Consider the following 14,599-nt stretch of genomic DNA (forward strand, 5'->3'; position numbering starts at 1 on the left):
ACAGCCATCATGCGCAAGCTCGTGATCCTCGCAAACGCCCTCCTCAGAGATCAGCGTCCATGGGTCAACTTTCCTTCTTGATCAACACGGATACTCTAGGCTCCTGTGGAACCGCCCTTCGACAAAAGGAAAGGGGCCGTGCCCGGTATCGAAGCGCGGCCCCCTCTCACATTCCGTGCCTTACTGTGCCGCCTGGGCCTTGGGCGTGAAGGCCGCTTCCATGGCGCGGCGGGTGCGGTAGGTCTCGTCGTCCTCGCGCACAGCCACGTCGGCCCAGGTGACCGGCTGACCGGCTGCGACCGGACGGGTCAGCGTGATGCCGTGGGCCAGCCCAATGGGCAGGCCGCCCAGCCCCAGGGACTCCTGTGCCGGCATCAGCTTGCCCCAGACCCGGAAACCGCCTTCGCCGTCCAGCTCCTCACCCACGGCAAGGTCGCGCTTGGCCGTGGCAACCACATCGCCGTGGAAGCCGATGGGCGCGCCGGTGGCCTCGCCGCGCAGGGCGGCGGAGAGCACGGAGACACCCAGTTCCAGCCCGATCAAATGATAGGGCTTGTACATGGCGGCGCGGGTCCCGCTGGGGTCAGTCACCAGACCATATTCGCGGAAGCAGCGGGCGGTATAGGATCCCGGCGCCTCGAAGACCACGTAGACCCCCCAGCGCAGATCGCGGAAAACCGGGCGTCCGTCACGCTCGACCGACGAGATCACCTCCACCTGGCCCGGCGTCTCCAGCGCGCCACCTTCCTGCCTCGGTCGCAGGATCAGCGGCAGGTCGTCCACGCCGCAGGCCGGGAAGGCCAGGCCCGCCGAAGGCACGCCGAGCCCGGTCGCATTGGCCACGGCGGCCATCTCGATGCCCGACTTGGTGCCGTCCATGAAGGAATTGAACATCTGGGGGTTCATACCGCCGGCTGCCGCGTCCTCAACCGAGAGGCCGTAGTGACCCCAGACCGTCTCGGGCGTCGAGGCGTGGTAGGCTGGAAGGTACTTCGTGCCCTTGCCCGCAGCCACCACGCTCATGCCGACCGAGCGGGCCCAGTCCACCATCTCGCAGATCAGCGCCGGTTGATCGCCATAGGCCAAGGAGTAGACCACGCCGGCCTGAGACGCTTCCTGGGCGAGCAGGGGACCCGCCAGCACGTCTGCCTCGACATTGACCATGACGATGTGCTTGCCCGCCGCAATGGCGGACCGGGCGTGGCGGATGCCGGCGGCCGGATTGCCCGTAGCCTCCACGACCACCTCGACGTCATCGCGCCCGACCGCAGCTCCGGCGTCGTCTGTGAAGGTGGTCGCCGCGATCTGCTCGCTGCTCCAGCCTACGGCTTCGCACGCCATGCGGGCGCGATCCGGCGAAAGGTCGGCGATCGCCGCCACTTCCAGGCCGCGGGTGTGCGGCACCTGGGCGAGAAACATGGAGCCGAACTTGCCGGCGCCGATCACCGTGACCCGGATCGGCTTGCCGGCGTCCATGCGGCGTTGCAACAGAGCGTAAAGATTCATGCAGCCTTCTCCCGGGCCAGTTCCATAAGACAGTCGTCGTTCAGCGCCTCGATGGGGGTGAAGTCGCGGTGGGCGATCCACTCCTTGCGCTTGAACTGACGGATGTGATTGTTCACCTCGCAGAGCGAGAGATAGACGATGGTACGATCATAGGGACTGATGTTGCCTGGACTGGCATGCACCAGATTGCAGTTGAACATCAAGACCGAACCGGCCGGACCGCGGGGCGCCACCAGGCCGCCCTCCTTTGCGAGACGGGAGACCGTGGCCTTGTCCAGGGTCCAGAGCGGGTAGGAGGTGCTCTCCAGGTCGTGTCCGGCCTCCATTACGCCGGCCTTGTGACTGCGCGGGATGAACATGAGCGGGCCGTTGAACTCGGTGACGTCGTCCAGGAAGAGCGCAATATTCATCGCCCGCGGCTCGGGCATGAGGTCGTCGCGGGCCCAGGTGCCGTAGTCCTGATGCCACTGCCAGACGTCGCCGTCGAAGGCGCGCTTGGCGTTGATCTTGAACTGGTGCATGTAGACTTGGCCATCCAGGAGTTGCTGCACCGGTTCCACCAGCCGCGGATGGGCACCAAGCCGCCGGAAGGCCTCGTTGTAGGTGTGGGCGGCGAAGGCGGTGCGTACGGCTTCGCCGTCCTTCTCGCGCCAGACCTCGTCGCGCCGCTGGGCGAAGATGCCGGGCAACTCGTCCGTCAGCACCTTGGTTTCCTCGCGCGAGAAGCACTCGGGCAGGAAGACATAGCCATCACGCTCGAAGGCCTCGAGCTGTTCCTGGTTCAGTTTCATGGGATCGTTCCTCCGTGGCTGGGCCGCTTCTTGCGGGCGGCTTGGATGATGGAAATCAGGCGGCCTTCGCCGCGTCGCGCAGGCGACGCCAAGTCTCGGCGCCAGCCCGCGCCGTATGGGCTTCGGCCCGGTCCTTTGCGGTGCTGCCATCGCCGGCAAGTACGGCCGCTAGGATCCCCTCGTGCTCCTGCCAGTAGCGGGTCGCAAGGCCCGGGTCTCTCAGGGCGGCGCCCATGGCGCGGCGAAAGTGCGGCCATTGCAGCGCGGCGATCTCGACGATGACGGGGTTGCCGGACAGGCGGTTGAGGGCGTCGTGGAAGGCCACATCGGCAGCGATCAAGGCCGCACGGTCGGCGGTTTGCAGCGCGCTCAGCCCGGCTTCGACGGTTTGCTGTGCCTCGGCGCAGGCATCCGGGGCGGCCCGGGTGATCCTGTCGGCAGCCAGTTCGGCTGCGGCGCCGTCCAGGGCGGTGCGCACCTGATAGAGATCGCGAATGTGATCGGGATCCAAGGGCGCCACCTGCAGGCCCCGCCGGCCTCGCTCCACCAGCAGGCCACAGCGGCGCAGCAGGGCAAGCGCGTGGCTAACCGGCTGGCGCGAGACGCCAAACTGTTCGGCCAAGGCCTCCTGGGTGACCGCTTCCTCCGGCGCGAGCGTGCCATCCGCGATGGCCTCTACCAGTCGGTCATACACCTGCTCGATCAGCGCCGGCTTCGGCGAAAGCGGTTCCACAGTGGCGTGCCCGTTTGAATACTGAATTCAGTATGCGCAGTTCCGGCACAGCAGGCAAGAAGAATGGCAGCGGACCGGCAGCCCACCACGCTTCCCCTTGTGACACTGCCCGGCAGTATGCACCTTCATCATGAGGACAAACCGGGAAGGACGGGCGAATGGCGAAACTCGAGCACAAGGCAGCAGCAGACAGGATCGACCCCGAGGCTTTGCCGATCGCAAAATTTGCCGACCCGCGGCGCACCGCCACGGGCGAGCCGCGGGCCCAGGTCGCTCTGTCGGGCCTGCGCACCCTTTGGCTCAACACCGGCACGCTGTGCAATCTGGCCTGCGCCAATTGCTACATCGAGTCCAGCCCGCGCAACGACCGCCTCGCCTATCTCAGCACCGAAGAGGTGGTCGGCTATCTGAATGAAATCGAGCACGAGGGTCTCGGCACGGAGGAGATCGGCATCACCGGCGGCGAGCCCTTCATGAACCCGGATCTGCCGGCCATACTGCGCGCCTGCCTGGAGCGTGGCCACCGGGTGCTGCTGCTGACAAATGCGATGCGGCCGATGATGAAGCAGGCCGAGGCCCTGCTGGCCTTGCGCGAGCTGGGGGCGGAGCGGCTGACGCTGAGGGTGTCGCTGGATCACTACGGCCCGGCCGTGCATGAAGCGGAGCGTGGCCCGCGCAGCTGGGCGCCGGCCATTGCCGGTCTGCGTTGGCTGGCCGAGGCCGGCTTTCACGTCACCATCGCCAGCCGGCAGCTCTCCGGCGAAAGCGACGCGGCGCTGCGGCCCGGCTTCGCGCGCTTCTTTGCCGAGCACGATCTGCCCATCGACGCCAACGACCCACATGACCTGGTGATCTTTCCCGAGATGGACGAAAGCGCCGACATTCCGGAGATCACCGAATCCTGCTGGGGGCTGCTCGGACGCCGGCCGGAAGAGGTGATGTGTGCCGAGAGCCGCATGGTCGTGAAGCGCAAGGGCGCAACGCGCCCCGTGGTCGTGCCCTGCACACTCCTGCCCTACGACGCCCGCTTCGATCTGGGCGAAACGCTGCGCGACAGCGCCGGCCCGGTGGCGCTCAATCACCCCCACTGCGCGCGCTTTTGCGTGCTGGGCGGCGCCAGCTGCAGTGCTGGCTGAAAGCGTTTGGCTTAAGCTCAGACCTGTTCGTGCTTCAGGGCGGCGATGATCCGATCGGGGTAGTCGGTGATGATGCTGTCGGCACCCCATCGACGGCAGCGCAGGGCCACCTCCGGGTCGTTCACCGTCCAGATCGCCAGGCGGTAGCCCCCTGACGTCACGGCCTCGGCCGCGGTGAGGTCCAGCTCTTCCCAGCCGAGATGCACGCTGACGCAGCCCAGCCGGGCCGCCTCGGCCGCCCAGTTCTCGGGCAGGCGCTCGGCGAGGTAGCCGCGCGGCAGGTCGGGTGCCACGCGGGCCGCGGCTTCCAGGGCCGGTGTGGAGAAGCTGGAAATCAGGGGCTGGGGCAGGTGCTCCGGCCAATGCCGGCCGATCCACTCCAGCGCAATGCGCGCCGTTTCCTCTGCCTGGCCCGGGTGGGGTTTGAGTTCCACATTGGCGCCGAGACCCAACTGAGCCAGGCGCTCGACCACCTGTGCAAGGCTCGGCAGTTTTTCTCTTGCCCAGGCAGGATTGAGTGTGCGGCCGATGTCGACCTGTGCAAGCTCGCTCCAGGACAGGGCTGCCACCGCTTCCGGGCGTCCGCCCGTGCGCGCCAGGGTGCGATCGTGATGCACGACCGGCACGCCGTCGGCGCTGAGGCGCACATCGAACTCGACCCAGGTCGCCCCCAGCGCCGCGGCCTTGTCCAGGGCGGCGAGACTGTTTTCGGGGGCATGGCCCGAGGCGCCGCGATGGGCGATCACCGGCGGCAGGGACAGCAGGGCGGTCATCACAAACACTCCATGAATAGAGAAAGGGCGGCGCCACGCTCCAAGCCTGGCACCGCCCTATGACGATCTCATCACCAAATCATGACGACGAGATTACTCGTCGCTGTCCTTCTGACCTTCCAGGTCGGCGCCGGTTTCCTGGTCGACGACCCTCATGGAGAGCTTCACCTTGCCGCGATCATCGAAGCCGATGACCTTGACCCGCACCTCCTCGCCTTCCTTCACCACGTCGGCGGTGGATGCGACGCGCTGCGGCGCCAGCTGGCTGATGTGCACCAGACCGTCACGGGGCCCCAGGAAGTTCACGAAGGCGCCGAAGTCCATCACCTTCACGACCTTGCCCTTGTAGATCTTGCCCACTTCCGGCTCGGCAACGATGGACTCGATCCAGTCGATGGCAGCCTGCATGGCCGACTGGTCCACGGCGGCCACCTTGATGGTGCCGTCGTCCTCGATGTCGACCTTGGCGCCGGTGGTCTCGCAGATTTCGCGGATCACCTTGCCGCCGGTGCCGATCACGTCGCGGATCTTGTCCTTGGAGATCGAGATGGTGGTGATGCGCGGCGCATTGGCGGCCACGCCCTCGCGGGCCCCGCCCATGGTCTTGGCCATCTCGCCCAGAATGTGGGTACGACCGCCCTTCGCCTGCTCCAGCGCGATTTCCATGATCTCCCGAGTGATCGAGGTGATCTTGATGTCCATCTGCAGCGCGGTGATGCCGCTGTCCGTGCCGGCCACCTTGAAGTCCATATCGCCCAGATGATCCTCGTCGCCCAGGATGTCGGAAATGACGGCGTAGTCATCACCTTCCTTGATCAGGCCCATCGCGATGCCCGCCACCGAACGCGGCAGCGGCACGCCGGCGTCCATCATCGACAGCGAAGTGCCGCAGACCGTCGCCATGGAGGAGGAACCGTTGGACTCGGTGATCTCCGACACCACGCGAATGGTGTAGGGGAAGTCCTCCTTCTTCGGCAGCAGCGGTCGGATGGCGCGCCAGGCCAGCTTGCCATGGCCGATCTCGCGCCGGCCCGGCGAGCCCACACGGCCGGCCTCACCGACGGAGTAGGGCGGGAAGTTGTAGTGCAGCATGAAGTGCTGGCGGAACTCGCCCTCCAGCGCGTCCACGAACTGCTCGTCCTGACCGGTGCCCAGCGTCGTGGTCACCAGGGCCTGGGTCTCGCCGCGGGTGAAGAGCGCCGAGCCGTGCGCGCGCGGCAGCACGCCGGTCTCGCAGACGATGGGGCGCACGGTCTTGGTGTCGCGCCCGTCGATACGGGGCTTGCCGGCCAGGATCTGGCCGCGCACCACGTCGCTTTCCAGGGCCTTGAAGACGCCGGAGAAGACCGCGAGCTTGTCCTCCTCTTCGCCGAGGGAGGCCAGTGCATCGGCCTTGACCGCGGCAATGGCTGCCTGACGCTCCACCTTGTCGGCATTGCCGTAGGCGGCGGTCAGCGCATCGCCGAACTGGCTCTTCACGCTTTCGTAGACCACGGCCTTGGCAGCGGGCTCCTCGGCCACGGCCCAGGGATCCTTGGCGGCCAGTTCGGCCAGATCGATGATCGCTTCGATCACCGGCTGCATCTGCTCGTGGCCGAAGTTCACTGCGCCCAGCATGATCTCTTCGGAGAGCTCCTGGGCTTCCGATTCGACCATGAGCACGCCGTCGTTGGTGCCGGCGACGATAAGGTCGAGCTGCGACAGCGGCATTTCATCGAGTGCCGGGTTGAGCACGTACTTGCCGTCGATCCAGCCGACGCGCGCGGCCGCGATCGGGCCCATGAAGGGCATGCCGGACAGGGTGAGGGCGGCCGAGGCACCGATCATGGCGACCACGTCCGGGTCGTTCTCCAGGTCGTGACTCAGCACGGTGCAGATGACCTGGGTCTCGTTGCGGAAGCCCTTGTGGAACAGCGGGCGGATCGGCCGGTCGATCAGGCGCGCGGTCAGCGTTTCCTTTTCGCTCGGGCGCCCCTCGCGCTTGAAGAAGCCGCCGGGGATCTTGCCCACGGCAAAGGTCTTCTCCTGGTAGTTGACCGTCAGCGGGAAGAAATCGAGGCCCGGCTTGGGCTGCTTCGCGCCCACGGCGGTGCAGAGCACCACGGTCTCGCCATAGGTGGCGAGCACGGCACCGTCGGCCTGGCGGGCGATACGCCCTGTCTCCAGAACGAGCTTACGCCCGCCCCAGTCGACTTCCTTGCGATGGATATTGAACATGGAAGGTCGTTCCTTGACTCACGGCCGGCTGAACAAGCGTACCGGACCCGCGCAAAAGGCGCCGCAACGGCTCATGGCCGCGGCGACGCCGCTTACGACGGCCCGGTCACGCAGACAGCGAGCGTGCCGGCCGGCCGCCCGCGCTGCTGCGAAAAAAGGGGTATGATAGAGACGCGCCGGCCCCGAGCGCATGGCGTTCGCGGGCCGGCATTGCGTCATCCTGGTGGCTCGGCGCCTTAACGGCGCAGGCCCAGGCGCTGGATCAAGCTGTCGTAGCGGCTCCGATCCTTCGCCTTGAGGTAGTCGAGCAGACGTCGCCGCTGTCCGACCATCACCAGCAGGCCGCGGCGGGAATGGAAATCCTTGCCATGGTCCTTGAGGTGTCCGGTCAGATTGGAGATGCGCTCGGAAAGAATGGCGACCTGAACTTCCGGGGAGCCGGTGTCGTTCGGCTTGGTCGCGTACTCGGTGATGAGCTCCTGCTTGCGCTCGGCAGTAATCGACATCGATGATGCCCTTTCGTGTCAAAGGTTGAGCACTCGGACCGGGCGGAGTTCTCCAGCCTCGAAACGGGCAATGGCCACCAGCTTGCCGCCGGACATGGCGCAAACGGTGTCGCCCGGTTCAAGGTCTCGGACTCTTTCGGCTTGCGATCGCGACAGCAGGGAAATCGCCTGCCCGCTGCGCATCCGCCCCGCCTCGGGTTCCGTCAAGGCCAACGCCGGGATGTCGTCCAGCGCGGTCTCGACCGGGAGCACCTGCTCCACGGCGGCGGCACAATGCTCGCCCTGCTCCAGGCTGTCCAGTGAAATTGCGTCGTCTTCGGTGAAAGGCCCGACGGCCAGGCGCCGAAGTTGCGCGATGTGGCCCCGGCACCCCAGGGCATCGCCCAGATCGCGTGCCAGGCTACGCATGTAGGCGCCTTTGCCGCTGCCGACCTCGAAGACGGCATGATCGGCGTCGGGCATCTCCACCAGTTCGAAACGGTCGATGCGCACCGGGCGGGACTTCAGCGTGACCGACTCTCCGTCGCGCGCCAGATCATAGGCGCGCTGCCCGTCCACCTTGATGGCGGAATAGGCCGGTGGAACCTGTTCGATCAGGCCGACGAAGCGCGGCAGCGCCGCCTCGATGGCCTCGCGGCTCGGGCGCAGCTGGCTGCGCTCGACCACCTCTCCCTCGGCATCGTCGCTGTCGGTGCGCTCGCCCCAGCGCACAGTGAAGCGATAGATCTTGTCGCCTTCCATGACCCAGGCCACCGTCTTGGTGGCCTCGCCAAAGGCCAGCGGCAACAGGCCGGTGGCCAGGGGATCGAGCGTGCCGCCATGGCCGACCTTGCGGGCATCGAGCAGGCGACGCACGCGGTTGACCACGTCGGTCGAGGTCATGCCCGATGGCTTGTCGATCACCAGCCAGCCGTTGATGTCGCGGCCCTTACGTCGACGCGCCATCGTCGTCCTCCCGTTCCCCCAACCGACCCACCGATTGGCCCCCAGGCTGCGCGTCTTCGGCGGCCTCGGTATCCTGACGCACCCGCTCGCTGCCCAGCAGGCGGTCGATCCGCTCTGCCTCGTCGAAGGAGGTGTCGAGCCGGAAGTCCAGGCGCGGGGTGTAGCGAAGCTCCACCACATCAGCCAAGCGCCGCCGGAAGTAGGGCGCTGCCCGCTTCAGGGCCGGCAGAATCGCGTCGCGGTTCTGGCCCGCGAGCGGCAGCACGAAAGCGGTGGCGTTCTTGATGTCCGGGCTCACCCGGACTTCGGAGACGGTGATGCTTGCGGCACGCAGCGCCGGATCGTGCGCGACGCCGTCGTTGATCAACCGCGCCAGCTCATGGCGGAGCAACTCTCCCACCCGGAGCTGGCGCTGGCTGGGTGCCTTGCCTTTGGAACGAGTCATGCGCGGGCGAACCCCCGCCGCGCCCTGGCGTCCATTCGGGACGCATCAGAGCGTGCGGGCGACCTCCTGGATCTCGTAGCACTCGATGCGGTCGCCGACCTGGATGTCCTGGTAGTTATCGAAGGCCATGCCGCATTCGTAGCCTTGCTGAACCTCCCGGACCTCATCCTTGAAGCGCCGCAGCGTTCTCAAGGTGCCGTCGTGGATCACCACGTCGTCGCGCAGCAGGCGGACCTTGGCGCCGCGCTTGACCATGCCTTCGGTCACCATGCAGCCGGCAACGCGGCCGACCTTGGTGACATTGAAGGTCTGGCGGATTTCCGCGTAGCCCAGGAACTTCTCGTTCTGCTCCGGCTCCAGCATGCCCGACAGGGCTGCCTTCACGTCGTCGATCACGTTGTAGATGATCGAGTAGTAGCGGATCTCCACGCCATCGCGCCTGGCCAGTTCGCGGGCCTGAGCGTTGGCGCGCACGTTGAAGGCGATGACCAGCGCACCGGTGGCCCGCGCCAGGGTGACGTCGGACTCGTTGATGCCACCCACACCGGAGTGCAGCACGTGGGCCCGCACTTCCTCGGTGGAAAGCTTGTCCAGCGAGCTCAGGATGGCCTCGAGCGAACCATGCACGTCGGACTTGATGACCAGCGGCAGGTTGGCAGCCTCGCCTTCCTTGATCCGGCTGAGCATCTGCTCCAGCGAGCCGCGCCCCTTGGCCGTGGCGGCCTGTTGCGCCCGCTTCTTCCGCTCGGCACGGAAGGCGGCAACCTCACGGGCCCGGGAGTCGTCCTCGACCACCACGAAGTCCTCGCCGGCGTCCGGCGTGCCCGTGAGGCCCAGCACCTCCACCGGCACCGAAGGACCGGCTTCCTCGACCCGCTCGCCGCGGTCGTTGATCAGAGCACGCACGCGGCCCGATTCGCTGCCGGCCACGAAGATGTCGCCGACGCGCAGGGTGCCGCGCTGCACCAGAACCGTGGCCACTGAGCCGCGGCCCTGTTCCAGGCGCGCCTCGATGACGGTGCCCTCGGCCGGACGGCCGGGGTTCGCCTTGAGGTCGAGCAGCTCAGCCTGCAACAGGATGGATTCGATCAGGTCGGGCAGACCCTCGCGGGACAGCGCAGAGACCGGTACGCAGATGATGTCGCCGCCCATGCTTTCGGGCACGAGATTATGCTGCAGCAGTTCGGTCATGACCCGGTTGGGGTCGGCGCCCGGCTTGTCGATCTTGTTGATCGCCACCACGATGGGCACCCCGGCCGCCTTGGCGTGGCTGATGGCCTCGACCGTCTGGGCCATGATGCCGTCGTCGGCCGCGACCACCAGGATGACCACGTCGGTCACCGTGGCGCCACGCGCACGCATGTCGGTGAAGGCGGCGTGGCCCGGCGTGTCGATGAAGGTCAGACGCTGCCCGCCTTCGATCACCACCTGATAGGCGCCGATGTGCTGGGTGATACCGCCTGCTTCGCCGCCGGCGACGTCGCTCTTGCGCAGCGCGTCCAGCAGCGAGGTCTTGCCGTGGTCGACGTGGCCCATGACGGTGATGACCGGTGGGCGCGACAGCAGGTTGGTGTCGTCTTCGTCGTCGCGCTTGAGGCCGACCTCGACGTCCTCGTCGGAAACCCGATGGGCACGGTGGCCGAACTCCTCCACCACCAGCTCGGCGGTGTCGGCATCGATGCTCTGGGTGATGGTGGCCATCACGCCCATCTTCATCAGGGCCTTGACCACCTCGCCGCCGCGCTCGGCCATGCGATTGGCCAGCTCCTGGACGGTGATGGCCTCGGGAATGGTCACGTCACGCACGATTTTCTGGCCTTGCTGCAGGCGCTCACGGGCGCGCTGCTTTTCACGTTCACGTTGCCTGCGCACCGCGGCCAGGGAGCGCTGGCGCGTCTCCTGCTCGCCGTCGTCCAGGGCGCGGGTGATGGTCAGCTTGCCCTGGCGTCGCTTCGGCTCACCCTTGGTGCGCGCAGGCGCAGGTGCCTTGACGGCCGTCTTCTTGCGTCCGCCACGGCCAGATTCTTCCTCTTCTGCCGGACGTGCCGGGGCGCGCTCGACCTTCGCCTTTGCAACCGGCTCCGCCGGCTGTTCGGCAGGCTGTGGCGCGGGTGCGGCCTCCGGCTGAGGTGCTTCGGGCTCGGCCGCTTGGGCCGGCGCAACGCTGTCCGGCTCGTCTTTGCGGCGGGCCGCCTCTTCGGCGGCGCGCTGCGCCTCTTCCTCGGCCTGCTGCTTGGCCTCTTCCTCGGCCTTGCGGCGGGCTTCCTCTTCAGCCTGACGCCGGACTTCCGCCTCCGCCTTGCGGCGTGCCTCGTCCTCACGCGCCTGTTCGATGGCACGCATGCGCGCCTCGCGCTCGGCGCGAGTCAGGCCGTCGTCGCCATGGAATTCGGGGCGCTCAGCCGCAGGTGCCTGCTCGGCGGTCTCGCCGGGGCGGTACACCCGTTTGCGTCGCACCTCGACCTGTACGGTCTTGCTGCGGCCATGGCTGAAGCTCTGCCGTACCTGCCCGGTCTCGACTGTCTTCTTCAGTTCGAGCTTCTTGGGCCGATTCAGGGTCAGCTTCTTCGCGTCGGTCTTTTCGTCGGTGGTCGTCATCTTTTCCCAAGCGCTCAATCGTTGGCGTCGCGGCTCTTGCCTGGCCGGTGGCCGGTGGCAGGGCTCCCGGCGTCGTGCCGGACGGCGTCGTAGGTTGCCAAGCGGGCGCAATCCACGCGCACACGCTCGGCAAGTCCACCGGGCAGCAGGGCCACGTGCACCGTGGGCCCGCGGCCCAGGGCATCGCCCAGCTCTTCGGCGGTCAGAATCTCAATCACCTCAAGGCCCGGGCAACGCCCGCGCCCCAGGTTGGCCAGTTTGGCTCGCTGCGGCAGCGAGCCGTCCGAAGCCTGGAGCAACAGCGCTGCCACGCCGCGTTCCAGCGGCCCACGGGCCTTGTCGTGCCCGGCGGCAACCAGACCGGCGCGGCGCGCCAGCCCCAGACTGTCCCGGCAGCGGCGGCGCAGCGCGCCACCAAGCCGGTCGATCAAATCCTCCGGAACGATGACCGGCATGCGGGCCGACCGGGCAAAGAGCTTGCGCGCCACGGCGCGTTCCAGCAGCCCCTTGTCGGGCCGGATCCACAGGCCGCGTCCCGGTAGGCGTCCGGCCAGGTCCGGCACCAGGGTGCCGTCCGGTCCCACGACGAACCGCAGGAGGCAATCTTGCGGCAGACGCTCGCCGCTGGCAAGGCAACGTCGAATCGGCGCCTGCCCCGTCGCCACAGGCTCTTCAGCCTCCGGTGCCGGTGGTGGTCCATCGGGTGGCGCGTACTGCGCCCCGATCACTGCCGATTCCTGCTCCGCCATCATGCCTGGGATGTCTGCTCCTCGCCTTGGGCTGTTTCGCCTTGTTCCTCAGCCGGCGTGTCCTCAAACCAGTGGGCCCGCGCGGCCATGATGATGCTGTTGGCCTCATCTTCGCTGGGGGCCAGGTCGCCCAGGAGCTCGATCAGCTCGTCGGCCGCCAGGTCACCCACGTCGTCCAATGTCTTGATGTCGCTCTCGCCGAGGCGTGCCACCATGGCCGAGGTGAGGCCTTCCAGAGCCGCGACCTCTTCGCTGACCCCGGCGCCGCGCCAGCTCTCCTCATGGCGGCGGTCCTCTTCTTCCAGGAAGTTGCGGGCACGCTGCTGCAGCTCGCCCGCGACATCCTCGTCGAAGCCCTCGATCTCGGTGAGCTCCTCCAGCGGGAGGTAGGCCACCTGGTCGATGGAGGTGAAGCCCTCGGCCACCAACAGATGGGCGATCACGTCGTCCACATCCAGGGCGTCGATGAACATCTGGGAGCGCGAGCGGAATTCCTCCTGCCGGCGCTGGCTCTCTTCCTCTTCGGTGAGGATGTCGATGTCCCAGCCGGTGAGCTGCGAGGCGAGGCGGACGTTCTGGCCGCGCCGCCCGATGGCCAGGGACAGCTGCTCGTCGGGCACCACCACCTCGATGCGACCCTGCTCTTCGTCAAGCACGACCTTGCTCACCTCGGCCGGCGCCAGGGCGTTGACCACGAAGGTGGCCGGGTCCGGCGACCAGGGAATGATGTCGATCTTCTCGCCCTGCAGCTCGCCAACCACGGCCTGTACGCGGCTGCCGCGCATGCCCACGCAGGCGCCGACGGGGTCGATGGAGCCGTCGTGGCTCAGCACGGCGATCTTCGCCCGGCTGCCCGGATCACGCGCCACCGACTTGATCTCGATGATGCCGTCGTAGATCTCCGGCACTTCCTGGACAAAGAGCTTGGCCATGAACTGCGGATGGGAGCGCGAAAGGAAGATCTGCGGCCCGCGGGTTTCCTGGCGGACATCGGAAATGTAGGCGCGCACGCGATCGCCGGTGCGGAAGGATTCGCGCGGCAGCGTCTCGTCGCGGCGCAGCAGACCCTCGGCGCGACCGAGGTCGACGGTGACGTTGCCGAACTCGTTGCGCTTTACCAGGCCGTTGACCACCTCGCCCACGCGATCCTTGAACTCGTCGTACTGGCGGGAGCGCTCGGCTTCGCGCACCTTCTGCACGATGACCTGCTTGGCGGTCTGGGCGGCGATGCGGCCCAGGTCGATCGGCGGCAGCTCGTCACTGAGCACGTCACCGATCTGGGCATCGGGTTGGCGCAGACGGGCGTTCTCCAAGTCCAGCTCGGTGAACTCGTTCTCCACCGTCTCGACCACCGTGTGGCAGCGCTTCAGGCGGATCTCGCCGGTGCGGCGGTCGATCTCGGCGCGAATGTCGTGCTCCTGGCCGTACTTGGCCCGGCCTGCGCGCTGAATGGCCTGTTCCATGGCCATCAGCACTTCGTCCGCCTCGATGCCCTTTTCCCGGGCTACGGCGTCCGCCACCTGGAGCAGCTCCGTCCGCTGAAGTGTGGTCGCTTCCATCTCGCGTTCCAACCTATTGAGTCAGGTCTAAATTTCGGTTTCCGGCGCGTCGTCGCTTTTCGCAGTCGCGGCAATCAACGCGTCGGTCAGCACCAGTTTCGCCCGCGCAATCGCCGAGAAGGGGAAGCGGTGCAACGCTTCGCTCTCGCTTTCTTGCAGCAGGATTTCTTCGCCCTCGACCCCGCCGAGCAGGCCCCGAAAGCGCTTGCGCCCCTCCTGTGGGGACGTCAGTTCGATCTTGGCCTCGAAGCCGGTCCAGTTGCGATAGTCCTTCAAGCGCGTGAGAGGACGATCGAGCCCCGGCGAGGAGACCTCGAGGCTGTAGGTCCCCGAAATCGGGTCCTCCACGTCGAGCACGGCCGAGACGCTGCTGCTCAGATCAGCGCAGTCCTCGATCCCCATGCTGCCGTCGGGCCGTTCGGCCATGATCTGCAGGGTCTGGCGACCGCCGTCACCGGTGAGCTGAACGCGCACAATCTCGAATCCCAGATCGGCAACGGTCGGGGCAATCAGGCGCTCGACCTCTGCCGCCTTCCCTTCACTGGTGCGCGCCGGCTCTGCCGACCGCCCTTCGACGCTCTCACGCGGATCTTGCACTTCGTCCGTAAACTCCCGCCCAAGGCTTTGTGACAGTGCCGGCA

13 protein-coding genes are annotated in these 14,599 nt (G+C 67.2%); 1 reads left to right on the plus strand and 12 read right to left on the minus strand.

Annotation, left to right across the window (positions count from 1 at the left end; genetic code table 11):
* Positions 1–180: 180 nt before the first annotated feature.
* The 3 genes from ABZ720_RS14935 to ABZ720_RS14945 are packed head-to-tail and all read right to left on the minus strand — an operon-like array spanning position 181 to position 3,030.
* Entirely contained in the window at positions 181–1,506 is a 1,326-nt protein-coding gene (locus ABZ720_RS14935; RefSeq protein WP_366556331.1) for an NAD(P)H-dependent oxidoreductase, read from the minus strand.
* Positions 1,503–2,297: a phytanoyl-CoA dioxygenase family protein gene (locus ABZ720_RS14940; protein ID WP_366556332.1), complete on the minus strand. Its 795-nt coding sequence runs from the start codon at positions 2,295–2,297 to the stop codon at positions 1,503–1,505. The genes ABZ720_RS14935 and ABZ720_RS14940 overlap by 4 nt, the downstream gene beginning before the upstream one ends.
* 55 nt (positions 2,298–2,352) lie before the next feature.
* On the minus strand, positions 2,353–3,030 hold the full coding sequence (locus tag ABZ720_RS14945) for a GntR family transcriptional regulator (protein WP_366556333.1): 678 nt from the start codon (positions 3,028–3,030) through the stop codon (positions 2,353–2,355).
* A gap of 158 nt (positions 3,031–3,188) precedes the next feature.
* Between ABZ720_RS14945 and ABZ720_RS14950 the strand changes: the two genes are divergently transcribed.
* Complete coding sequence (locus tag ABZ720_RS14950; RefSeq protein WP_366556334.1) at positions 3,189–4,166, plus strand: radical SAM protein; 978 nt, start codon at positions 3,189–3,191, stop codon at positions 4,164–4,166.
* A 17-nt stretch (positions 4,167–4,183) separates the two neighbouring features.
* Here the strand turns inward: ABZ720_RS14950 and ABZ720_RS14955 are convergent, their stop codons facing one another.
* From ABZ720_RS14955 to rimP, 9 genes are all read right to left on the minus strand, one after another.
* Entirely contained in the window at positions 4,184–4,939 is a 756-nt protein-coding gene (locus ABZ720_RS14955; protein WP_366556335.1) for a glycerophosphodiester phosphodiesterase family protein, read from the minus strand.
* A gap of 93 nt (positions 4,940–5,032) precedes the next feature.
* A complete protein-coding gene (gene pnp, locus ABZ720_RS14960) occupies positions 5,033–7,156 on the minus strand; it encodes a polyribonucleotide nucleotidyltransferase (RefSeq protein WP_366556336.1) in 2,124 nt (707 codons plus the stop codon).
* Positions 7,157–7,392: 236 nt separating this feature from the next.
* Entirely contained in the window at positions 7,393–7,662 is a 270-nt protein-coding gene (gene rpsO, locus ABZ720_RS14965) for a 30S ribosomal protein S15 (RefSeq protein ID WP_275821409.1), read from the minus strand.
* A gap of 18 nt (positions 7,663–7,680) precedes the next feature.
* Positions 7,681–8,607, minus strand: coding sequence for a tRNA pseudouridine(55) synthase TruB (gene truB, locus ABZ720_RS14970; RefSeq protein ID WP_366556337.1), 927 nt, complete (start codon positions 8,605–8,607; stop codon positions 7,681–7,683).
* Positions 8,591–9,052, minus strand: a complete 462-nt coding sequence (rbfA, locus tag ABZ720_RS14975; RefSeq protein WP_366556338.1) for a 30S ribosome-binding factor RbfA — start codon at positions 9,050–9,052, stop codon at positions 8,591–8,593. Before rbfA ends, truB begins: the two co-directional genes overlap by 17 nt.
* A gap of 45 nt (positions 9,053–9,097) precedes the next feature.
* Positions 9,098–11,650 (minus strand): translation initiation factor IF-2, encoded by a 2,553-nt coding sequence (gene infB / locus ABZ720_RS14980; protein WP_366556339.1) that lies wholly within the window; start codon positions 11,648–11,650, stop codon positions 9,098–9,100.
* Between the two features lie 14 nt (positions 11,651–11,664).
* Positions 11,665–12,402 carry an RNA-binding protein gene (locus ABZ720_RS14985; RefSeq protein WP_366556340.1) on the minus strand — a complete coding sequence of 246 codons (738 nt, stop codon included), beginning with the start codon at positions 12,400–12,402 and terminating at the stop codon, positions 11,665–11,667.
* A complete protein-coding gene (gene nusA, locus ABZ720_RS14990; RefSeq protein WP_366556341.1) occupies positions 12,399–13,958 on the minus strand; it encodes a transcription termination factor NusA in 1,560 nt (519 codons plus the stop codon). Before nusA ends, ABZ720_RS14985 begins: the two co-directional genes overlap by 4 nt.
* 27 nt (positions 13,959–13,985) lie before the next feature.
* Entirely contained in the window at positions 13,986–14,555 is a 570-nt protein-coding gene (gene rimP / locus ABZ720_RS14995) for a ribosome maturation factor RimP (protein ID WP_366556342.1), read from the minus strand.
* Positions 14,556–14,599 lie beyond the last annotated feature (44 nt).

Source organism: Aquibaculum sediminis (assembly GCF_040712085.1).
Lineage (GTDB): Bacteria > Pseudomonadota > Alphaproteobacteria > Kiloniellales > DSM-21159 > Aquibaculum > Aquibaculum sediminis.

Bases quoted from the DNA above. Each gene is read 5' to 3' on its own strand.
- ABZ720_RS14955 (WP_366556335.1), bottom strand. From the start codon at position 4,939: ATGACCGCCCTGCTGTCCCTGCCGCCGGTGATCGCCCATCGCGGCGCC.
- ABZ720_RS14935 (WP_366556331.1), bottom strand. From the start codon at position 1,506: ATGAATCTTTACGCTCTGTTGCAACGCCGCATGGACGCCGGCAAGCCG.
- pnp (WP_366556336.1), bottom strand. From the start codon at position 7,156: ATGTTCAATATCCATCGCAAGGAAGTCGACTGGGGCGGGCGTAAGCTC.
- nusA (WP_366556341.1), bottom strand. From the start codon at position 13,958: ATGGAAGCGACCACACTTCAGCGGACGGAGCTGCTCCAGGTGGCGGAC.
- truB (WP_366556337.1), bottom strand. From the start codon at position 8,607: ATGGCGCGTCGACGTAAGGGCCGCGACATCAACGGCTGGCTGGTGATC.
- ABZ720_RS14950 (WP_366556334.1), top strand. From the start codon at position 3,189: ATGGCGAAACTCGAGCACAAGGCAGCAGCAGACAGGATCGACCCCGAG.
- rbfA (WP_366556338.1), bottom strand. From the start codon at position 9,052: ATGACTCGTTCCAAAGGCAAGGCACCCAGCCAGCGCCAGCTCCGGGTG.
- ABZ720_RS14985 (WP_366556340.1), bottom strand. From the start codon at position 12,402: ATGATGGCGGAGCAGGAATCGGCAGTGATCGGGGCGCAGTACGCGCCA.
- infB (WP_366556339.1), bottom strand. From the start codon at position 11,650: ATGACGACCACCGACGAAAAGACCGACGCGAAGAAGCTGACCCTGAAT.
- ABZ720_RS14940 (WP_366556332.1), bottom strand. From the start codon at position 2,297: ATGAAACTGAACCAGGAACAGCTCGAGGCCTTCGAGCGTGATGGCTAT.
- rpsO (WP_275821409.1), bottom strand. From the start codon at position 7,662: ATGTCGATTACTGCCGAGCGCAAGCAGGAGCTCATCACCGAGTACGCG.